The 20,249-nt window shown below is 35.4% G+C and carries 21 protein-coding genes and 3 tRNA genes; 7 read left to right on the top strand and 17 right to left on the bottom strand.

Annotation, left to right across the window (positions count from 1 at the left end):
* Nucleotides 1-50 precede the first annotated feature (50 nt).
* Entirely contained in the window at nucleotides 51-275 is a 225-nt protein-coding gene (locus ABXT51_RS06160; protein WP_416694537.1) for a hypothetical protein, read from the top strand.
* On the top strand, nucleotides 253-1,335 hold the full coding sequence (ispG, locus tag ABXT51_RS06155; protein WP_416694535.1) for a flavodoxin-dependent (E)-4-hydroxy-3-methylbut-2-enyl-diphosphate synthase: 1,083 nt from the start codon (nucleotides 253-255) through the stop codon (nucleotides 1,333-1,335). The genes ABXT51_RS06160 and ispG overlap by 23 nt, the downstream gene beginning before the upstream one ends.
* Here ispG and ABXT51_RS06150 read toward each other — a convergent pair.
* Together ABXT51_RS06150 and dxs are read right to left on the bottom strand one after the other, a co-directional pair.
* Nucleotides 1,319-1,804, bottom strand: a complete 486-nt coding sequence (locus tag ABXT51_RS06150; protein WP_416694532.1) for a DUF2062 domain-containing protein — start codon at nucleotides 1,802-1,804, stop codon at nucleotides 1,319-1,321. The genes ispG and ABXT51_RS06150 overlap by 17 nt on opposite strands.
* On the bottom strand, nucleotides 1,804-3,606 hold the full coding sequence (dxs, locus tag ABXT51_RS06145; RefSeq protein WP_416694530.1) for a 1-deoxy-D-xylulose-5-phosphate synthase: 1,803 nt from the start codon (nucleotides 3,604-3,606) through the stop codon (nucleotides 1,804-1,806). The genes ABXT51_RS06150 and dxs overlap by 1 nt, the downstream gene beginning before the upstream one ends.
* A gap of 178 nt (nucleotides 3,607-3,784) precedes the next feature.
* Between dxs and ABXT51_RS06140 the strand changes: the two genes are divergently transcribed.
* The 3 genes from ABXT51_RS06140 (at nucleotide 3,785) to grxD (ending at nucleotide 5,788) form a co-directional block, all read left to right on the top strand.
* A complete protein-coding gene (locus ABXT51_RS06140) occupies nucleotides 3,785-4,726 on the top strand; it encodes a rhodanese-related sulfurtransferase (RefSeq protein WP_416694527.1) in 942 nt (313 codons plus the stop codon).
* Between the two features lie 74 nt (nucleotides 4,727-4,800).
* The gene (locus ABXT51_RS06135) at nucleotides 4,801-5,391 is read left to right on the top strand and encodes a class I SAM-dependent methyltransferase (RefSeq protein WP_416694525.1); all 591 of its coding nucleotides are present in this window, start codon (nucleotides 4,801-4,803) and stop codon (nucleotides 5,389-5,391) included.
* A gap of 70 nt (nucleotides 5,392-5,461) precedes the next feature.
* Entirely contained in the window at nucleotides 5,462-5,788 is a 327-nt protein-coding gene (gene grxD / locus ABXT51_RS06130) for a Grx4 family monothiol glutaredoxin (protein ID WP_271540954.1), read from the top strand.
* Nucleotides 5,789-5,800: 12 nt separating this feature from the next.
* On the opposite strand, the gene ABXT51_RS06125 is transcribed toward grxD, so the two are convergent.
* The 9 genes from ABXT51_RS06125 to ABXT51_RS06085 all read right to left on the bottom strand — a co-directional run bounded on the left by ABXT51_RS06125 (nucleotide 5,801) and on the right by ABXT51_RS06085 (nucleotide 16,501).
* Nucleotides 5,801-6,457: a M48 family metallopeptidase gene (locus ABXT51_RS06125; RefSeq protein WP_416694523.1), complete on the bottom strand. Its 657-nt coding sequence runs from the start codon at nucleotides 6,455-6,457 to the stop codon at nucleotides 5,801-5,803.
* A gap of 24 nt (nucleotides 6,458-6,481) precedes the next feature.
* Nucleotides 6,482-10,321: a phosphoribosylformylglycinamidine synthase gene (gene purL / locus ABXT51_RS06120; RefSeq protein WP_416694521.1), complete on the bottom strand. Its 3,840-nt coding sequence runs from the start codon at nucleotides 10,319-10,321 to the stop codon at nucleotides 6,482-6,484.
* The gene (locus tag ABXT51_RS06115) at nucleotides 10,318-11,058 is read right to left on the bottom strand and encodes a YebC/PmpR family DNA-binding transcriptional regulator (protein WP_416694519.1); all 741 of its coding nucleotides are present in this window, start codon (nucleotides 11,056-11,058) and stop codon (nucleotides 10,318-10,320) included. Before ABXT51_RS06115 ends, purL begins: the two co-directional genes overlap by 4 nt.
* 23 nt (nucleotides 11,059-11,081) lie before the next feature.
* Complete coding sequence (gene nadA, locus ABXT51_RS06110) at nucleotides 11,082-12,050, bottom strand: quinolinate synthase NadA (RefSeq protein WP_416694516.1); 969 nt, start codon at nucleotides 12,048-12,050, stop codon at nucleotides 11,082-11,084.
* 2 nt (nucleotides 12,051-12,052) lie between these two features.
* Nucleotides 12,053-13,807 carry an aspartate--tRNA ligase gene (aspS, locus tag ABXT51_RS06105; protein WP_416694514.1) on the bottom strand — a complete coding sequence of 585 codons (1,755 nt, stop codon included), beginning with the start codon at nucleotides 13,805-13,807 and terminating at the stop codon, nucleotides 12,053-12,055.
* A complete protein-coding gene (locus ABXT51_RS06100) occupies nucleotides 13,804-14,463 on the bottom strand; it encodes a DUF502 domain-containing protein (protein ID WP_416694510.1) in 660 nt (219 codons plus the stop codon). The genes aspS and ABXT51_RS06100 overlap by 4 nt, the downstream gene beginning before the upstream one ends.
* A gap of 45 nt (nucleotides 14,464-14,508) precedes the next feature.
* Nucleotides 14,509-15,288 carry a type I methionyl aminopeptidase gene (map, locus tag ABXT51_RS06095; protein WP_416694507.1) on the bottom strand — a complete coding sequence of 260 codons (780 nt, stop codon included), beginning with the start codon at nucleotides 15,286-15,288 and terminating at the stop codon, nucleotides 14,509-14,511.
* Nucleotides 15,289-15,295: 7 nt separating this feature from the next.
* Entirely contained in the window at nucleotides 15,296-16,189 is an 894-nt protein-coding gene (htpX, locus tag ABXT51_RS06090; RefSeq protein WP_416694505.1) for a protease HtpX, read from the bottom strand.
* A 117-nt stretch (nucleotides 16,190-16,306) separates the two neighbouring features.
* The gene (locus ABXT51_RS06085; protein ID WP_416694503.1) at nucleotides 16,307-16,501 is read right to left on the bottom strand and encodes a hypothetical protein; all 195 of its coding nucleotides are present in this window, start codon (nucleotides 16,499-16,501) and stop codon (nucleotides 16,307-16,309) included.
* Nucleotides 16,502-16,963: 462 nt separating this feature from the next.
* Here ABXT51_RS06085 and ABXT51_RS06080 point away from each other — a divergent pair, with 462 nt between their 5' ends.
* The gene (locus ABXT51_RS06080) at nucleotides 16,964-17,110 is read left to right on the top strand and encodes a hypothetical protein (RefSeq protein ID WP_416694501.1); all 147 of its coding nucleotides are present in this window, start codon (nucleotides 16,964-16,966) and stop codon (nucleotides 17,108-17,110) included.
* Nucleotides 17,111-17,252: 142 nt separating this feature from the next.
* On the opposite strand, the gene ABXT51_RS06075 is transcribed toward ABXT51_RS06080, so the two are convergent.
* The 6 genes from ABXT51_RS06075 to dnaQ form a co-directional block, all read right to left on the bottom strand.
* A complete protein-coding gene (locus ABXT51_RS06075) occupies nucleotides 17,253-17,639 on the bottom strand; it encodes a hypothetical protein (RefSeq protein WP_416694498.1) in 387 nt (128 codons plus the stop codon).
* Between the two features lie 107 nt (nucleotides 17,640-17,746).
* Entirely contained in the window at nucleotides 17,747-18,691 is a 945-nt protein-coding gene (locus ABXT51_RS06070) for a DMT family transporter (protein ID WP_416694495.1), read from the bottom strand.
* Between the two features lie 29 nt (nucleotides 18,692-18,720).
* A tRNA-His gene (locus ABXT51_RS06065) sits at nucleotides 18,721-18,796 on the bottom strand.
* Between the two features lie 16 nt (nucleotides 18,797-18,812).
* Nucleotides 18,813-18,889: transfer RNA gene (locus ABXT51_RS06060), tRNA-Arg, on the bottom strand.
* A 49-nt stretch (nucleotides 18,890-18,938) separates the two neighbouring features.
* Nucleotides 18,939-19,015 (bottom strand) — tRNA-Pro (locus ABXT51_RS06055).
* A gap of 87 nt (nucleotides 19,016-19,102) precedes the next feature.
* Nucleotides 19,103-19,774: a DNA polymerase III subunit epsilon gene (gene dnaQ / locus ABXT51_RS06050; RefSeq protein WP_416694492.1), complete on the bottom strand. Its 672-nt coding sequence runs from the start codon at nucleotides 19,772-19,774 to the stop codon at nucleotides 19,103-19,105.
* Between the two features lie 54 nt (nucleotides 19,775-19,828).
* Between dnaQ and rpoZ the strand changes: the two genes are divergently transcribed.
* Nucleotides 19,829-20,173, top strand: a complete 345-nt coding sequence (gene rpoZ, locus ABXT51_RS06045; protein ID WP_416694490.1) for a DNA-directed RNA polymerase subunit omega — start codon at nucleotides 19,829-19,831, stop codon at nucleotides 20,171-20,173.
* Nucleotides 20,174-20,249 lie beyond the last annotated feature (76 nt).

The following is a 20,249-nucleotide window of genomic DNA, read 5'->3' as shown; positions in this document are numbered from 1 at the left end:
ATTATCCTAAAAAGAAAAAACCTTTAAAGAGGAGGCTGCTTTGGCTTTCTTTGTTTTTTTTAATTTTTGGTGCTATATGGTATTATTTTCAGGGAGAAGATAGAACTGAAAGTAAATCAAATTCAATCATAATTAGTCAGCCAAGTCTTGATGATGTGAGTGAGAATATAGTTGTTGAAAATAGTAATAATTTAAGTTCTCCAAAAGAAATTAAGGAAGTAACTGAAAATCTTGATGAAGTAATAAGCACTTATGAAGCAAGCACACAAAATTAAAAGAAGGGTTTCTAAGAAAATTTTTGTCGGCAATGTTGCCATTGGCGGAGATGCTCCAATTACTGTTCAGAGTATGACTAATACTGATACATGTGATGTCGACTCAACAGTTTCACAAATCTTATCTCTTGAAAAAGCTGGAGCTGATCTTGTTAGAGTTTCAATTCCGACTATGGACGCAGCTGAAGCGTTTAAAAAAATAAAGACACGTGTTAATATCCCTCTAATTACTGATATTCATTTTGATTATAAAATTGCTTTAAAAGTTGCAGGATATGGTGCGGACTGTTTACGAATTAATCCTGGGAATATTGGTAAAGAGGATCGAATAAAGGAGGTTGTTGCAGCTGCAAAAGATAATGGGATTCCAATTCGTATTGGTGTTAATGCTGGATCCCTTGAAAAAGATTTACAAAAAAAATACACTGAGCCGACTCCAGAGGCGATGGTTGAATCTGCATTTAGACATATTGATATTTTAGATAGACTAAACTTTGATAACTTTAAGGTTTCACTTAAAGCTTCTGAGGTTTTTATGACTATATTTGCTTATCGTCAATTAGCTTCTCAAATTGATAATCCGCTGCACCTAGGTATTACAGAAGCTGGATCTTTTCGCTCTGGAACTGTTAAATCTTCAATTGGAATGGGCTTGCTTTTAAGCGAAGGTATTGGTGATACTATTAGAGTCTCTCTTGCATCAGATCCTGTGGATGAGATAAAAGTTGGTTTTGATATTTTAAAGTCACTTCATTTAAGAAAGAAGGGCGTTAATTTGATTGCATGCCCATCATGCTCAAGACAAAAATTTGACGTAATCTCGGTTGTTAATGAACTTGAAGCTCGATTAGAAGATATCACTGAGCCAATTGATGTTGCTGTAATTGGTTGCGTTGTTAATGGACCAGGTGAGGCGAAGGAGGTCAGTGTTGGCCTTACTGGTGGCTCTCCAAATCTACTGTATATAGACGGAAAAACTCACAGCAAGGTTGAGAATGAATCACTAGTTGACACTTTAGAAGCCAGCATTAGAAGGCGCATTCCTATTTCAAACGTTTAACTCTTTTCAGTGCTTTGTACCTGTATATTGAAATAATTGAAAAATACCCTAATGTTGATGCCACAATTGAGGTAATCATGCCTCCAACCCATAGAGCTAGTGTCGCCGACCAAAAGTTATCCATCAAATAGCCAAATGAAAATTCAAACTCAGGATCGATTTCAACTCCAATAATGGAGGCACCTAATTTATAAGTAAAGTAGAAAATTGGCACAATAGTAAGTGGGTTATTTACCCAAACAACAAGTAATGAAAGCAAAATATTCGCAGAAAAAGCAACCGCAAGGATTCCAGCTAGTAGCATATGAACTGGTATTGGAAGAAATGCGCAAAAAAGACCAACAGCAAATCCTTTAGCGATAGATCTCTTATTCCATTTCCATAGCTCCGGATCAGTTAGGTATTTATTAAGCCATCCTAAATTAACATTTTCACGTTTTGGACTATATTTTTTTAGCGTTGCCTTCATTAATTTTTTGCCACATTAATGATGTTTTCTTCATGCAATCCATAAAGCAAATAAAGCTCGTCTTGAGATCCATGTTCGGTTACTAAGTCAGGCACGCCAAGGATATGGAGCGGCGTTTTAATGTTTTTCGATTGAAGTAATTCATTAATGGCACTTCCAGCGCCACCGCTTGCAGTATTGTCTTCAATTGAGATTAGTTTTTTATAACTGTTGGCAGTATCGATAATTAAATTTTCATCTAGAGGTTTAACAAAACGCATGTCAATAACTGTTGCATTAATCTTTTCAGATGCGCTAAGAGCTGGTTCAAGCATATTACCAAATGCAAAAATAGCAATATCTTTACCAGTCCTGACGATTTTTCCTTTTCCAATTTCTAGTGATTGATCTGTTACAAACTCTTCAATAGCTGACTTACCTCTTGGAAACCTTACACATACTGGCCCATCAAACTCAAGAGAAAAATTAAGGGCCTTGTACATTTCAATTGAGGAGCTTGGCGCCATAATAACAATATTTGGAATACACCTCAAAAAGCTTAAGTCAAAAATACCGGCATGCGTTGCGCCATCGGCCCCAACAAGTCCAGCACGATCAATAGCAAAAATAACATTTAAATTTTGTAACGCGATATCATGAATAAATTGGTCATAACCACGCTGTAAGAATGTTGAATAGATTGCCACAACTGGCTTTAATCCTTTAGTTGCCATTCCTCCAGCTAGCGTGACAGCATGTTGCTCTGCAATTGCGACATCAATAAAGCGTTCAGGAAAGTTTTTTTCAAAATTCACCATACCAGATCCTTCAGACATTGCCGGAGTTATTCCAATTACTCTTTCATCATTCTTGGCTCTATTACATAGCCACTCGCCAAAAACTTTACTGTAGCTTGGAAAGTTGTTTGATGAACTTGATGGTGGAGAAATTCCATGAAACTTTAATGGATTTTGCTCTGCAGCCTCTAGTCCATGACCTTTTTTAGTAATGATATGGAGAATTCGAGGGTTTTCGATATTTTTTAAATTTTGTAAAGCTTTAATTAATACGGGAATATCATGGCCATCAATTGGTCCAAAATACTCTATCCCAAGCTCTTCAAATAACGTTCCTGGAAGAAACATTCCTTTTAGATGCTCCTCAGAGCGTTTAGCAAATTTTTGGACACGTGGTAATCTTTCTAAGAACTCAAGAGACTTTGACTTCATAGTTGAGTATATTTTTCCAGAAATAAGTCTAGTTAGATATTTACTCAAAGCCCCAACGTTCTGAGAAATCGACATGTCATTGTCATTAAGAATGATTAGCAGATTGGCATCAGTATCACCTGCATGATTCATGGCCTCAAATGACATGCCCCCACTTAATGCTCCATCTCCAATAACTGCTATTGAAGTGTCAGATTTTTGTTGTAATTTGTTAGCAATTGCAATACCAAGGGCTGCACTTATTGAGGTCGATGAATGACCAGCGCCAAAAGCATCATGTTCACTTTCACTTCTTTTTGTAAAGCCAGATAAGCCATCTTTTTGACGCAGAGTTGACATTAAATCTCTTCTACCAGTTAGGATCTTGTGAGTATATGCTTGATGACCAACGTCCCAAACAAAGGTATCGTTTGGAGTGTCAAACACATAATGCATTGCAAGGGTTAATTCAATAGTTCCAAGATTTGAGCTTAGATGCCCGCCAGTTTGTTCAATACTCTCTATTAAGAATAATTTAATCTCCAAAGCAAGATTATTTAATTCTTCAATGTTTAGTTTTTTTATGTCACTTGGCTTATGAATATTATTTAGCATTATTGAGTTAAACTGATTTATCGATGCTCATCGAGCAAAAGAAAAATATTATACACTTGTCAGTATTAAGAATAGTGGAGCCCTAATGTAGTTTTAATCTTTATTTAAAAGGTTAAATAGTAAAAAAATAATACAACTGGCTAGTAAAATTAACACACTACTTTTTCATTTGTGAAATATGCTCACTATTTGCGCTTTATATAAGTTTACTCGTCTAGATGATTTTGAAGAAATTCAAGGCCCTCTTAAAATATTTTTAGAATCACTCAATATTAGAGGTACTTTATTATTAGCTAAAGAGGGAGTCAATGGAACGATTGCTGGTGATAATGACAGCATTATGAAATTCCTTGATTACCTTCAAAAAGATGAGAGACTAGTTGGCCTTGAGTATAAATTTTCTTATAGCGAGAAACCTCCATTTAAAAGACTTAAGGTTAAGTTAAAAAAAGAAATAGTGACGCTAGGGGTGTCAGATATTGATCCTATATTTTCTTCTGGTACTTATGTTAAGCCAGCTGATTGGAATGAGCTTGTTAATGACCCTGACGTTGTTTTAATTGATACTCGAAATAATTATGAATTTGAAATAGGAAGTTTCAAGGGCTCTATTAATCCGAATACTGAGACTTTTCGAGAGTTCCCAGCCTATACTAAAAATAATTTAGAAAAATATCGAGACAAAAAAATTGCCATGTTTTGTACTGGTGGTATACGCTGTGAGAAATCTACCGCGTATTTAAAGTCTAAAGGCTTTGAAAATGTTTTTCATCTTCAGGGTGGAATTTTAAAATATCTTGAAGAAGTTAAAGAAGGTGAAAGTTTATGGGAAGGTGAGTGCTTTGTTTTTGATGATAGAGTTGCTGTTAAACATAATCTTGAGCTTGGAAAATATGATCAGTGCCATGCCTGTAGATTTCCGATTACTGATGAAGATAAAGAGCATCCTCATTATGAAAAAGGAGCCTCCTGTCCAAGGTGTTATGGAACAAAAAACTCGTCACAAGTTAGTCGTTATCGTGAAAGAGAAAAACAGGTGCAGCTTGCAAAAAGTCGTGGAGAGTCACACATAGGTGATGATGCTAACAAAGTAATTGCAACAAACAAAAAATACAATTAAATTAATGCTGTTACTAGCATTACATCGATTTTTTATAGTTCTATATAATTACCACTTCTAATTAGGATTGATAAATGTTTGAGCGTAAAGACATTGCTGAATTAAAAAAAGATATAGTTCTTGATGTAGAACTATTTGATTCAAATCTAAAACTGCATACTCGATGGGGTACTTTTAGCCCTCGAGCCCTTGATGATGGAACTAAGCTTTTGATGAAGTACTTTAGTGCTAATATTGATGATGTTTGTTTAGATTTAGGGTGTGGTTATGGCCCTATTGGCCTAGCCCTGGCAAAACACTGTACTAGGGGTGAAGTTCATATGGTTGATAAAGACTTTGTTGCAGTGGATCTTGCAAACTACAATGCAAAACTTAATAACATTGTTAATGCAAAAGCATACCTCTCAGATGCTTTTTTGCAAGTCCCTAGTGATATCAAATTTAATCAAATCGTTTCAAATATCCCTGCTAAAGTTGGACGTGAGCAACTCTCAATAATTCTTTATGATGCTCTGGACGCTCTAAAACCTGGTGGCGTAATTACTGTCGTTACAATCAATGGGCTTAAGGATTTTATAAAAAATAACTTTAAATCGGTTTTTGGTAATTATAAAAAAATTAAGCAAGGACAAAAGTATGTAATCTCACAGGCAATTAAGCAATAATTGTTTTTACAAATCTTTGTAGCCTTGTAAATACTATACTAAAATAGTAAAAAACATTGGGAGTATTAAATTGGACGTATTAGAAAAAATTCAAAAACAAGTTGATAGTGCAGCGATAGTTATTTACATGAAAGGAACGCCTCAGTTTCCTCAGTGTGGTTTCTCAGCTCGCGCATCTCAAACGTTAGCCTCAACGGGCGTTGAGTTTGCATTTGTTAACATCTTTGAAGACCAAGAAGTTTTTCAAAGCCTGCCTGACTTTGCTGACTGGCCAACATTTCCTCAAATCTATTTCAATTCTGAATTAGTTGGTGGTGGTGATATTATTCTTGAAATGGCCGAGCAAGATACATTGAAAGAGGCTATGGAAGAGGCTGTAGAAAAGTATAACGGCTAAAAAAATAATTAGCTATAAGGCCCTTAACCTGTAACCATTTTCTTTAAGCCAATGCTTAGCTTCTTTATAGTTAGGCATAATTTCTTCAACTGCGCTCCAAAAATTTGCTGAATGGTTTTTATGAATGGTGTGGACTAATTCATGAATAATGACATAGTCAATTACTTTTAATGGCGCCATAATGAGAAGAAAATTTAGGTTGATATTGTTTCTGGAAGAGCAAGATCCCCAGAGCGTTCTCTGCTCTTTAATCCTCACTTGATTGACCTGTAAATTATGTTTTTCGGCAAAATAAAATAGTCGTGGAACTGCAACTTCTTTAAACTTATTTTTGTACCAAGTTTTTAAAGATTTATTAGTTTTTTCCTTATTTTTCAGATCAGCTAAAAATTCCTTACCATTAAAGGAAATCTTTTTAGCATTATTATTAGTTTTTAATGGAAAAAGTGTTCCAAGATATAGAAGCATATTTTTATCTTTTCCTGCTTCTTCAACACGGGCCTTTATTGCTGACTGATTTCTTGTAATCCAATTCTCTTTTTCATTAATAAAATTTTGAATTTTTTGATCAGATATTCGATTTGGTGCACGCACTATTAATTCAGCACTTTCATTAATAGAAATGCTTAAAGTTTTTCTATTGCTTCTAATAACTTTGTCAGGCAGCATAGAGGTAATTATTATTCATATCTATCAATCAACCCACTTTCTGGCATTTTCAAACATCCTCATCCATGGCGACCTTTCTTGCCAATCATCAGGGTGCCATGAGTTTTGAATTGATCTAAAAACTCTTTCAGGGTGGGGCATCATAATTGTAATTCTTCCTGAGTCATCACACATACTTGCAATACCGTCTTCTGATCCATTTGGGTTATGTGGATAAGTTTGGGTTTTATTGCCTGAGTAATCGACGTATTGCATAGCAATATTACTTTTACTTTGCTGAGAGGTAAATTTTGCCCTTCCTTCTCCATGGGCAATTGCTATTGGCATAATAGAGCCCTGCATTCCATTAAAAAGTATGGAGTTAGTTTTTTCAATTTTAACACTTGTAAAGCGAGCTTCAAATTGCTCTGAAGTGTTTTTTTCAAATGAAGGCCAATTCTGTGAGCCAGGAATAATTTCTTTTAAATTGGAAACCATTTGGCAGCCATTACAAACACCAAGAGTAAAGCTATCAGTTCTGGAAAAATATTCTGAAAATTCATCTTTTGCCTTACTATTTAGAAGGATAGAGTTTGCCCAGCCTCTACCTGCACCTAGAACATCGCCGTATGAAAAACCGCCACATGCTGCTAGACCTTGGAAATGTTTCAATGATTTATTTCCAGAAAGAATTTCACTCATGTGGACATCATAAGCATCAAAGCCAGCTTGTGAAAAAGCAGCAGCCATCTCAACATGGCCATTGATACCTTGCTCCCTTAAAATAGCAATTTTTGGCTTTATTCCAGTGCTTAAATAAGGCGCACTTATAGATTCATTAATATCATAAGTCGTTTTAACTTTTAAACCATCAGAAGTTTCTAGTATCTCCTTATTTTCTGACTCTGAGCATATTGGATTATCTCGAAGCTTAGAAATTTCAAAAGAGGTTGATGACCACTCTTTATGAAGATTCTTTCTCTGTTCGCGAAATACTAACCTCTTTTCTTGGTAGATTAAAATTTCATCAGTATTATTTACTTTAGCAATCGGCCTCGTGAATTTTTTAAGGCCAATGTCTTCAAGCTCTTTGAGAACTATAGATTTATTTATAACTGGGATTTGAATAATACAGCCCAACTCTTCATTAAAGAGTTCATTTATAGTATTAGTACCAATGATCTCCATACCACAATGAGATGCAAATGCCATTTCAATTAAAGTTGAAATAACGCCTCCATCGGAGCGATCATGATAAGCGCTAATTAACTTTTCTTTATTGAGCTTATTTATTAATGAAAAGAACTTAGCAAATAAAATTGGATCATCAAGATCTGGAGAAGTTTTTCCAACTTGGTTGTAAACTTGTGCTAAACAAGACCCTCCCATTCTATTTCTTCCTAGTCCTAGGTCAATTAAAAAAAGCTCTGAATCAATTTTGGTATCAAGTAAGGGTGTGATTTGTAGTCTTGCATCAGGTATTTTTGAGAATGCACTAATTATTAAGGATAGGGGCGCTGTAACTGATTTTTCATCTCCATTTTCATTCCATGTGCTTTTCATAGACATTGAATCTTTGCCAACGGGTATTGTTAGTCCTAATTTTGGACAAAGCTCGATACCAATTGCTTTAACAGCCTCATAAAGCTTTGCATCTTCCCCTGGAAATCCACTTGCGCACATCCAGTTAGCTGAGAGATTGATGTGAGTTATGTCTTCAATATAGGCGCTGAGTAGGTTAGTCAATGCTTCTCCAATACTCATTCTTGCCGCTGCCGCTGCATTAATAAGGGACAGAGGCGTTTTTTCACCAATTGACATGGCTTCACCTTGGTATCCAGAATAGTCTGCTAATGAAATAGCACAATCTGCTACAGGCACTTGCCATGGTCCAATCATTTGATCTCTGGCAATGAGTCCAGTAACTGAGCGATCAGCAATAGTTATTAGGAAATTTTTGCTTGCAACTGTAGGAAGTTTTAAAAGGCGACTAATAGCTTCATTAAGCTTTATTGTGCTGTTATTAAATTCCTTCTCATTATTTGGAAGTGATGAGACATCTTTGAGAGTTTTTGGAGTTGATCCAAAGAGTAAAGACATTTCAAGGTCAATTGGTTTATTCTTAAAATGAGAGTCTTCAAGAGTTAAATGCTGATTATCGGTTGCATTTCCTAAGACAGCAAAAGGTGCTCTTTCTTTGATACATATTTGACGAAATAAATCAACGCTCTCTTCTTTAATCGCAAGAACATATCTTTCTTGAGACTCATTGCACCATATCTCAAGTGGAGACATTTTTGTTTCGTCATTTGGTATTGATCTTAGTTGAAGATTAGCACCTTTTTGAGAGTCATTGACTAGTTCAGGGATTCCATTTGAAAGCCCACCTGCACCAATGTCATGGATTGAAACAATTGGATTTTTATTACCTAAATGAATGCAAGAATTAATAACTTCTTGGGCACGTCTTTGCATCTCTGGGTTTGCTCTTTGAACTGAAGCAAAGTCAAGCTCTTGACTCTGATCTCCACTACCCACACTTGATGCAGCGCCACCACCTAAGCCAATTAACATAGCAGGACCACCAAGAACTATGAGAACATCTCCATCAGAAATTGAGCCTTTTTCGACATGGTCTTCTCTTATATTTCCAAGGCCACCAGCGAGCATAATTGGTTTGTGATAGCCTCTAATTTCATTATTTTCAGTTTTTTGCTCATATGTCCTAAAATATCCACAAGTATTTGGCCTGCCAAATTCATTATTAAATGAAGCAGCACCAAGAGGCCCATCAATCATAATTTCAAGAGCAGATGCAATTTGACTTGGCTTACCATAATCTTTTTCCCAGGGGTTGATTGAATTTGGTATTTTTAAGTTTGAAACTGAAAATCCACTAAGACCTACTTTTGGTTTTGATCCTCTTCCCGTTGCGCCTTCATCCCTAATTTCTCCTCCCGATCCGGTTGCAGCTCCAGGCTGAGGAGCAATTGCCGTAGGGTGATTGTGAGTTTCTACTTTAATTAACACCGCTTTTTCTGCAATTGATGTTGTATAAACACCTTCATGGTTGGGCTCAAAAAAACTTGATTTATAGCCACTCATAACAGCTGAATTATCACTATAGACTGATAGAAGTCCTTTTGGACTTTTATGATAAGTATTCTTAATCATGTCAAATAGGGAGATTGCTTGTTTTTCTGAATCGATGGTCCAGTCTGCATTAAAAATTTTATGTCTACAATGTTCTGAATTAGCTTGAGCAAACATCATTAACTCAATGTCCCTGGGATTTCTTCTTAATTTATAAAAGTTATCGTACAAATAATTCATTTCACCATCGCTAAGGGCAAGGCCTAATTCAACATTTGCACTAATGATTGCAGATTTTCCATCTTTAAGGATGTCTATACTTTTGTATGAATTTGGCTTTAATTCGTCAAATAATAAGCTTGAATCATCAATATTTTTAAGATGAGATTCAGTCATCCTATCCATTATAAAGTTAAGAATATCCTCAAATTCTTCAGATTTAATTTTTTGGTTAAAATGATAAATAATTCCTCGTTCAATCCTTTTGATTTCATTCAGGCTACAAAGCTGACAAATATCAGTTGCCTTTGACGACCATGGTGATATGGTTCCAATCCTAGGAGTTATTATAATTTTTTGAAGTGAGTTCGAAGCGTCTAACTGAGGAGAATAATTTAATAGTTTATCAAGAATTAATTGGCTTTTATTCCTAAGCTTAGAGCCTGTTTCAATAAAATGAATGTATTCCGAAGATAATAGTTTTATATGTGGAAAAGCGGAATTTATTTTTTCATTGAGATCCCTGACTTTAAAATTTCGAAGTGCTTGAATTCCCGAATGAAATGAAATCATAGTTCAGACATTAATTCGTCTGAAATTTCAGCATTATGATAGACCTCCTGGGTGTCATCAAGGTCTTCAAGCCAGTCTATAAGTTTAATAAATTTCTCAGCATCCTCCATATTAAGCTCAATACGGCTTGCTGGCTCCATAGTAATTTGAGAGTGATCAGGAGTTAAGTTACTCGCAATGAGTGCATCATTAACAGGAAAAAAACTATCTGGACTAGTTACTACGTCAATAGAGCCATCATCATTGACAATAATATCTTCAGCTCCAGATTCTAAAGCAACCTCCATGATTTCATCCTCATCTCCTGAGGCAAAGCTTATAAAACCTTGTTTTGTGAACATGTATGCGACTGATCCATCTGTTCCTAAATTACCTCCATGCTTTGAAAAAGCATGCCTAACATCTGAGACAGTGCGATTTTTATTATCAGTGAGGCAATCGACCATGATGGCAGTTCCTCCTAATCCATAGCCCTCATAACGTATTTCTTCATAATTATCACCCTCTAAATCACCTGAGCCTCTCTTTACAGCATTTTCTATCGTGTCACGTTTCATATTTGCTGCTAGAGACTTATCAATAATAGCGCGCAGAGAAGGATTATTTTCTAGAACACCACCACCTTTTTTTGCCGCAATAACAATCTCTTTAATGAGCTTAGTAAACACTTTTCCACGCTTAGCATCCTGCGCTCCTTTCCTGTGCTGAATGTTGTGCCATTTACTATGTCCTGCCATATCTGTTTAATTCCTCCAAAAAATTACTTAGTAAATTCTAGTAAGCGATGAATTGAGTGTTGTGCTTTTTCTATGATTTGAGTACTAATTCTAATTTCATTTTTACCTGTACTTAGAGTATCAAGGCATTTTTCAAGTGTATTCATTGCCATCCAATTACAATGAGCACATGATTCGCAGTCTGCTCCTTCTCCCATAGTTGGGGCTTCAATAAATTTTTTATTTGGTGCTATTTCCTTCATTTTATGAAAAATACCATTATCAGTAGCAACGATAAACATATTTTCAGGCCTTGAAGCTACAGCATTAATTAGTTGAGTTGTAGAACCAACAACATCTGCAAGTGCGATAACATCCTTTGGCGATTCAGGATGAACCAGAACTCCAGCCTCTGGGTGGAGCTGCATTAACCTTTTAAGGCCTTCAGCTTTAAACTCTTCATGGACAATACATGCCCCATCCCACATGAGCATTTCAATTCCAGTTTTGGACTGCACATAATGTCCTAGGTGTTTATCTGGAGCCCAAAGAACTTTTTTTCCTTCACTATGAAGTTTCTCAACAACTTTAAGTGCACTTCCCGAAGTTACAACCCAGTCAGCTCGTGCTTTAACCTCAGCTGAAGTGTTTGCATAAACAACAACAATATGATCAGGGTTCTGGTCACAAAATTCTGAAAATTCATTAATTGGACAGGATAAGTCAAGAGAGCATGTGGCTTGGTCATCTAGAACAAGCACTCTTTTTTCGGGAGATAATATTTTGGCAGTTTCACCCATAAATTTAACACCAGCTACGATAATTGTCTCAGCATCACTATTTTGTCCAAACCTAGCCATTTCTAGAGAGTCTGAAACAATACCGCCCGATTCTTCAGCTAATATTTGTAAGTCTGAGCTGACATAATAATGCGCAACAAGAGTTGCATTATTTTGCTTTAAGGCTTCCTTAATTAAATTTTCTATCGATCGATCAATTACTATATCTTGCATTTTTAAGATTTAGCTTGAAGGCTAACTTTAATATTTAATTCTTTAAGTTGAGATTTAGAAACACTTGATGGGGCATCAGTTAAAAGACATGCTGCAGTTTGAGTTTTAGGAAAAGCTATCACGTCTCTTATAGAGTCTGTCTTACTAAGAATCATAACTAATCTGTCAAGACCAAAAGCAATTCCGCCATGAGGTGGGCAGCCATAATCAAGTGCATCGAGTAGGAATCCAAACTTTTCTCTTGCTTCTTCATCTTGTATTCCAAGAAGTTTTAAGACAGTTTTTTGCATCTCACTTTTATGAATTCGAATTGAGCCACCTCCTACTTCAGAGCCGTTAATTACTAAATCATATGCACGTGAAAGTGACTTTTCAGGGCTCTCTAAAAGTGTTTTGGTGTCTACACTAGGAGCTGTAAATGGATGGTGAATTGCATTAAGTGATCCATCATCTGATACATCAAACATTGGAAAGTCAATCACCCAGATTGGAGCCCACTCTTTATCAAAAAGATTTAAATCCTTTGCTAGCTTTTCTCTAAGGCTTCCAAGGGCTTCATTTACAATTTTGGATTTATCTGCCCCAAAGAAGATAATATCACCTTTCTTTGCCTCTGTTAAATCAATAACTTGTTGCGTTACATCATCACCAAGAAATTTAATAATTGGAGAGGAGGGCCCATCATCATTTATCTTTATGTAAGCTAAACCTTTTGCGCCATAAATGCTGACAAATTTTGTATAGTCGTCAATTTGTTTACGACTAATTGTTGCTCCCCCTGGAACTTTGAGGGCAGCTACTCTTCCCTTTTCACTATTAGCTGGACCAGAAAAGACTTTAAATTCAACATCTTTCATTATCTCATTGACATCAACTATCTTTAAGGGGACTCTTAAATCAGGTCTATCAACACCATAAAGACTAATAGCATCGTCATAAGTAATAGTCGGAAATTTTTTAGGTAAATCAATACTCCCTACTTCTTTAAATAGGCCTCTTACCATTTCTTCCATTAGTGAAGTTATTTCCTCTTCATTCATAAAAGAAGTTTCAACATCCAGCTGCGTAAATTCTGGCTGACGGTCGGCTCTTAAGTCTTCATCTCTGAAGCATTTAACTATTTGATAGTACCTTTCAAAGCCTGACATCATTAGAAGCTGTTTAAAGAGTTGAGGAGATTGAGGTAATGCAAAAAAACTACCTTCATGAGTTCTTGATGGTACAAGATAATCCCTAGCACCTTCTGGAGTTGCTTTTGTTAAAAAAGGGGTTTCAATGTCTAAGAAATCATTCTTATCCATGAAATCTCGCATGAAATGTGTAACCTTAGATCTTAATCGTAACCTTTGCTGCATTTCATCTCTTCGAAGATCCAGATAGCGATATTTAAGTCTAACTTCTTCAGAAGTTTCCATCGAGTCAAGCTGAAATGGAATGGGCTTAGATGCATTTAAAATTTCAATTTTATCTGCAAGCACCTCAATTTCACCAGTTGAAATCTTTTTATTGATCATTTCGCTGTCTCTTGCTAGAACCTTTCCAGTAACTTTAATAACAAATTCATTACGAATTGTTTCAGCTAGCTTAAATGTATCTGAAGTTTCAGGATTGATTACAATTTGTGCAAGTCCCTTCTTATCTCTTAAGTCTAAAAAAATAACGCCACCATGATCACGCCTTCTATTGACCCAGCCGCAGAGAATAACTTCTTCATTGAGATTGTCTTTATTTAGTTCACCGCAGAAATTTGATCTCATTTATTTTCCTTAATTTTTATAGTGTCTGGTGTAACTACACCAGCAGATATAACTAGTTTAAAAGCCTCTTCAACAGACATTTTTAATTCTATTGCGTCTTTTTTTGGGATTATTACAAAAAATCCTGAAGTCGGATTAGGCGTTGTTGGCACAAATAAATTAATAACATTCTCACCAATAATTTCCTCAATCTCTCCTTTGTAATCTCCAGATTGAAATGCGACAACCCAGATGCCCTTACTGGGATATTGAATTAAAAACGCCTTTCTAAAGCTTTCACTTGATGTGTTTAGTACAGTTGAAGATATTTTTTTAAGTGCATTATAAATATTCCTAAAACCTGGAATTTTGTTAAGAGCCCTTTCCCATAAGTCTAAAAGCTTCCGCCCTAAAATATTTGTTAGCAATGCTCCAGTTATAAGAAGAATTAGGATAACGAAAACAAAGCCTGAACCAGGAATAGAGGTATTTAAGTTAAGAAGAGCCTCTGGTAAGAATCTTGCAGGAACGAGGTTATTAACAACTTCTAAAAAGAACTTGATAACTAAAACAGTTAATGCTAGCGGTATCCAAAATAAAAGTCCGGATATTAGATAGTTTGTTAAGCGCTTCACAGGCCCAATAAGTAAGTCTAAAAAAAAAGGATATTTTAACACAAGCTTAATTAGCAGTTTGAGCCTAGAAGTCTTAATCTAGTTAAGTTATGAATTTTCTTCTTCTTCTCGGAGCGTTAAAATCTCATGCCCATTTTCAGTAACTAATATCGTATGCTCCCATTGAGCCGAGAGAGAGCGATCTTTGGTTGTCACCGTCCATCCATCGAGTCTTGATGTAATAACTTCATAGCCACCGAGATTAATCATAGGTTCAATAGTAAAAGTCATCCCAGGCTCCAATATAGGGCTTCGATCAATTTTTCCATCATTGTAGTGAATAACCTGAGGAAGTTCGTGAAATACCTCACCAATACCATGGCCACAGTAATCCTTAACAACAGAGCAGTTTTTACTGAGCGCATAAGCCCCAATAACTCTTCCAATTTCGCCTAAATGAATTCCAGGCTTAACTTGTTTAATTCCAAGCATCATGCAATCTTGAGCTACTTGGCAAATCTTTTTTGCTTTTATGCTAGGCTTGCCAACAAAAAACATTTTAGAGGTGTCACCATGAAATCCATCCCTAATGACTGTAACGTCAATGTTGATTATGTCACCTTTTTTTAGTTTCTTATTGCCTGGTATCCCGTGACAAACAACACTGTTCACAGACGTACAAATAGATTTAGGAAAGCCGTTATAGTTAAGTGGCGCTGGGATACAGTCTAGGTCATTGACTATGAAGTTATGACAAATTTGATCAAGCTCTTCAGTAGTTACGCCAGCCTTTACATGCTCACCAATCATTTCTAATACACTGGACGCAAGTTTCCCAGCAACACGCATTTTATGAATTTGCTCAGGGCTTTTTATAGATATTGACATTTAAACCTTAATAAGATGTTCTAGCTCTTTTTTCTAACGCTTTTATTCTATCTTCCAGAGGGGGGTGAGAAGACCAAAGCTCGCGCCATCCAGTTTTAGGTTTTTCACCAATACCGAAGGCAGCCAGCTGCTCAGGAAGTGCTTCAGGTTCTTTTTGACCAAGACGCTTCAAGGCATTTATCATATTTTGATGGCCCGCAAGATCAGCACCTCCCGTATCAGCAACATACTCTCTTTTTCTAGAAAAATACATAACAATTACACTTGCTAAAATAGAGAGTACTATTTGCGCAAAAATTGTAGTAACAAAGTAACCAATACCATGACCTCGTTGGTTTTTTAGAATAACTCTGTCTACAACATGACCAATGACCCTTGAGAAGAAAATAACAAACGTATTAACTACCCCTTGGATCAGCGTGAGGGTTACCATATCACCATTAGCAACATGACTCATTTCATGACCAACAACAGCCTCAATTTCGCCTTGAGTCATATTATCAAGTAGTCCTTGAGATACTGCAACTAGGGCTTTATTTTTACTTGCTCCTGTTGCAAATGCATTCATTTGAGGAGAAGGGAAGATGGCAACTTCAGGCATCTTAATACCAACAGTTTTGGACTGTTTTTTTACTGTATCTAGAAGCCACTTTTCTAGATTGTTAGAAGGGCTATCAATGACAATTGCTCCAGTCATTCTTTTGGCCATCCATTTGGAAATTGCCAATGAAATAAAGGCCCCTCCAAATCCAAAAATTCCAGAAAAAATAACTAAAGCATTTAAATTAAGATCACTTCCATTTTGAGCTAGAAGGCTTTCTACTCCTAGAACTCTGAGAGTAACGCTTAAGATTACCATGATGGCAATATTAGTTAACAGAAAGAGAAATATTCTTTGCATTTTGTATTCCATAACTTATTAGAGTTATATTATAGAAAGAATAGCTTAAGACTATTAAGATATTCTATGATTTAATTTTGAGCTTGAAATTGTAAACTATATTTGATTCAGAGAGAATTATTTCCCAGGCCACAACATTCGAGTTTCTGTCATGGAGCAGCTAGTTTCGCCTTGAGTAGTTAAAAGTATCTGATAGGTATTATCTATAGGAGTCATAATAGTAAAATCTCCTTCAGCATAACTGGAAACTTGTAAATCTGGATTTGTATCAAGTTTAAGTTGAGATATTTCACTACAAGTTTGATTGTTCACAGATGTAACTAAAACTGTTGAAAGATAGCAATAATCGTTATCAGGGGTCAGAGTTGCTGAAAAAGTTGATGATCCATTATTATATTTTTGAGACGATATGTGAAGAGAAGGGAGTACAGCAGGATTTTCAGTATGTGCAAATGTGATATTTAAACCATTTAAGTTGTAAGACTGTTCAATTTGACTTAAGTACGATGAACAAGTTTCGCTGATTCCCCGCTTGATTGCATCATCAGATAGGTTTAACGCATAAACATTAATTGATAGTATTAGAAATACTGTTGATATAATTCTTTTAATTTAATGCTCCCTAAAATTATTATTCATAGCTATCTTAATAATATACCTAGTTAAAGATTGTAAGAACTTATTTATAAATTTGAAAAAAATTCTAGAATTTGATTGAATAACCAATTTAAAGTACTTTATAATAAAATTTCAATTAATTTGGGAGTTCTAAAAATGAAGTTAAGATTCTTATTTGTTGCTATTATGGCATTACTAGTAAGTGGTTGTATGGACACTATGATGGCCGTTCCAACAGCTGCAGTTAATGGTGTAGGTTCGGTAGTAGGTGGAATATGGGGTGCTATAACAAGCATTTTTTAAAAACCCTTTACTAAACTAAAATTTCCCACAAGTTAGCATGCGCTGATATTGTGGGACTTTTTTTAATTGAAACTTAATCTTCCTGTAGTAAATTAAACTCCAGTTTTTAGTATCAAGCCATTGATTTCATTGAACCTAATTCCTAGGTTTTAGAACTAGTTACAAATATTAGAGCCTCTTTTTTGTTATCAGCCTCAATTGAACAATCAAAAATATAACCTTTTTTCTGTAAATTTAATGCAGTCCAATTGTTTCCTTTGAAGCCAGGATAAACAAATATAGTTATTTGAATAATTAAAAAAATTAATTGGAAATCATCAGCATTTGCAATATCGATATATCCCTCAAAGCCATAGAATATATAGTCTATTGAAGTAATGATCAAAATAACAAAAATATATGAAATGAATAACATCCATAAACCTCTAAATAAAGGCCAAAAAGGATTAAAAGGAGCAAACCAAGCAAAGCCAGATTTAACAGCTTCAAAGCCTTTTTCAGGATGCTTAAATACTTTGTAGGAACTCATAGCCAAATACTAATTTATATTATTCATAACTCAGTATACCCATTTGAAAAGTTAGATTAATGCCAGATGTTAAAATTGCACTAGAAAATATACACAGATATCAGTCATTAAAATTTCGGCTCCTGAGCTTCATGATTTAGCTTAAGTGAGTTTGTTGCTTTTGCCTCTCGACGGCTTATATATATTGTTGATATGAATATTATAGAACCACCAATCCAAGTCCAAGTGCCAGGAATTTCTGAAAAAATCATCCATCCTAAGAGAGCCATAATTGGGAGTTTTATAAATTCAATTGATTCCAAGCTGGTAATTTCAACCATTGTGTAGGACTTAGTCCATGAAAAATGCGCGAGCGTGCCTACAATTGCAATTCCCCATAGATATAGCCAAGTTTCAAAACTTGGCCACTGCCAAACTGGAATAGCTGGTATAAAAGTAATTGGAATAAGGATTATTACCATCCATGTTACAATTGCTTGAGGGGTGTCAGTAAGAGTAAGTTTTTTTACAATTAATGCATTAAGTGAGTGAGCTAATGCTGCAATAATCGCAAGCATTATTCCAAATGAAAGACTATTGACACCAGGTTGAACAATTATTAGCATTCCAATAATGCCAATAATAATTGCAGCAATTCTTCGGGCCTTAATTATTTCACCTAAAAAAATAGTGGCGCCGATTGTTATAAATATTGGTTTTGAGAAGCTAATTGCTGTCGCTTGAGCAAGTGGTATTAGGGTTAAGCAGGTAAATCCAGCGAGCATTCCAATAGCACCAAAAAAACCTCTCATAAAAAATAGCTTAGTATTATTCATTTTTATTGCAGCTAGGCCAGTAGATTTTAATAAAGGCAACATTACAATAAAAGCTAATAGATTTCGGAAAAAAACAACTTCAAGAATATGCAAATTTTGAGAGGCTTTTCTAATAAAAATAACCATTATTGAAAAAAAAACTATAGACAAAATGTTTAAAACTATTGCCTGAGTTTGAAAGCTTTGCAATTTAAAAAATCGAATTATCCAGAGATCATTAAGTAGTTTTTTTATCAATTTAATGAGACTCCTTATTTATTAGGAAGTGGGGCGAGAAACGGGGCTCGAACCCGCGACAACCGGAATCACAATCCGGGGCTCTACCAACTGAGCTATTCCCGCCATAATATCTAAAAAGTGGTGCGCCCAATACGATTCGAACGTATGACCTACGGCTTAGAAGGCCGTTGCTCTATCCAGCTGAGCTATGGGCGCAATAACTTTGCTTTAATAAAGTCTAGGCATGCACTTTAATTATAAATTTTGGTCGGAGTGAGAGGATTCGAACCTCTGACCACCTGGTCCCAAACCAGATACGCTACCAGACTGCGCCACACTCCGAAGGTGAGTAATTATACTGTGATAGGAATGTTAGTCAATGCCTATTTTGAGCCATATTTCATCTATTGTATTTGCGCTATTTACTTGCTATTTAAAGTAGTTATCGTGAAGGGCAGTTTCCTTTTTATTTGCATAGATAACTTTAATATTATCTTTATTAGCAATATTATTTTTGATAACTGCTGGATCACTAATCTGGGATTCAATGTCTGAGCTTTCTTGAAACAATATTGATTGTCCTCCTGTCATTGCAAGATAGACTTGAGCGAGAATCTGAGCATCAAGTAAAGCTCCATGCCTTGTTCTAGCGCTTGTGTCAACTCCAAACCGTCTACATAATGCATCTAGATTATGCATAGTGCCCGGACGTTGCAGTTTAGATAGCTCGAGAGTATCTATAATTTGACACATATCTTCTATCTTTTGATTAATACCATTTATTTTTAATTCATTATTCAAAAATCCTAGATCAAATGGCGCATTATGAATAATTAAAGTTGCCCCTTTAATAAAAGATAGTAAGTCATTAGAAATTTTATCAAATTGCGGTTTATTTATTAAGAATTTATCTGTAATGCCATGGATATTGACAGAGTCTCCAACTGGTCTGTTGGGTTGAACATATTTATGATATTCAGTATTTGTTATTTCTCTATTTAATATTTGTACTGCCCCAACTTCAATGATGCGATGTCCCTCTTCTGGCCGAATCCCAGTTGTCTCAGTATCAAGTACAATAAGTCTTTCCATGTTAGGCATATTAAAGTAAAATTACTTATTTTATCATCTGATCAAAATAGGTTAACTAAGATTATGGCAAGAGTAACAGTAGAGGAATGTTTAGATAAGGTAGAGAATAGATTTGAATTAGTTTTAGTTGCTGCAAAGCGAGCGCACCAGTTAAATTCTGGTGGGTTCAGATCAACTTTAGACGTTGGTAAAGATAAGCCTACAGTAGTAGCTCTTAGAGAAATTGAAGCTGGCTTGATTGATGCTTCAATTTTGACTGAAGAGTATGCAATGGAAGAAGAGCTTAATGCTCATGATAGACTTGCTCAAGAAGCTAAGGCAACCGAAGTTGCAGCTGAGCTTTCAGATGTGAAGCTTGATTCAGAAGCAGAATCTGATGATTTAGCAGTTAAAGAAGCTGATGAATAAATAAGACTTTAAAGAGTTAATAGAAAATGACGCAATGCGTCATTTTTTTTTGCCCAATTCACTATATTTAACTATT

The organism is Candidatus Pseudothioglobus sp. Uisw_050_01 (genome assembly GCF_048085775.1).
GTDB lineage: Bacteria > Pseudomonadota > Gammaproteobacteria > PS1 > Pseudothioglobaceae > Pseudothioglobus.
Note: the sequence above shows the minus strand (reverse complement) of the source record. Positions and strands in the feature narration are given on the sequence as shown.

Coding starts and splice junctions, on each gene's coding strand:
- ispG (WP_416694535.1), top strand. CDS start 253: ATGAAGCAAGCACACAAAATTAAAAGAAGGGTTTCTAAGAAAATTTTT.
- ABXT51_RS06150 (WP_416694532.1), bottom strand. CDS start 1,804: ATGAAGGCAACGCTAAAAAAATATAGTCCAAAACGTGAAAATGTTAAT.
- dxs (WP_416694530.1), bottom strand. CDS start 3,606: ATGCTAAATAATATTCATAAGCCAAGTGACATAAAAAAACTAAACATT.
- ABXT51_RS06140 (WP_416694527.1), top strand. CDS start 3,785: ATGCTCACTATTTGCGCTTTATATAAGTTTACTCGTCTAGATGATTTT.
- ABXT51_RS06135 (WP_416694525.1), top strand. CDS start 4,801: ATGTTTGAGCGTAAAGACATTGCTGAATTAAAAAAAGATATAGTTCTT.
- ABXT51_RS06125 (WP_416694523.1), bottom strand. CDS start 6,457: ATGCTGCCTGACAAAGTTATTAGAAGCAATAGAAAAACTTTAAGCATT.
- purL (WP_416694521.1), bottom strand. CDS start 10,321: ATGATTTCATTTCATTCGGGAATTCAAGCACTTCGAAATTTTAAAGTC.
- ABXT51_RS06115 (WP_416694519.1), bottom strand. CDS start 11,058: ATGGCAGGACATAGTAAATGGCACAACATTCAGCACAGGAAAGGAGCG.
- nadA (WP_416694516.1), bottom strand. CDS start 12,050: ATGCAAGATATAGTAATTGATCGATCGATAGAAAATTTAATTAAGGAA.
- aspS (WP_416694514.1), bottom strand. CDS start 13,807: ATGAGATCAAATTTCTGCGGTGAACTAAATAAAGACAATCTCAATGAA.
- map (WP_416694507.1), bottom strand. CDS start 15,288: ATGTCAATATCTATAAAAAGCCCTGAGCAAATTCATAAAATGCGTGTT.
- htpX (WP_416694505.1), bottom strand. CDS start 16,189: ATGCAAAGAATATTTCTCTTTCTGTTAACTAATATTGCCATCATGGTA.
- ABXT51_RS06080 (WP_416694501.1), top strand. CDS start 16,964: ATGAAGTTAAGATTCTTATTTGTTGCTATTATGGCATTACTAGTAAGT.
- ABXT51_RS06075 (WP_416694498.1), bottom strand. CDS start 17,639: ATGAGTTCCTACAAAGTATTTAAGCATCCTGAAAAAGGCTTTGAAGCT.
- dnaQ (WP_416694492.1), bottom strand. CDS start 19,774: ATGCCTAACATGGAAAGACTTATTGTACTTGATACTGAGACAACTGGG.
- rpoZ (WP_416694490.1), top strand. CDS start 19,829: ATGGCAAGAGTAACAGTAGAGGAATGTTTAGATAAGGTAGAGAATAGA.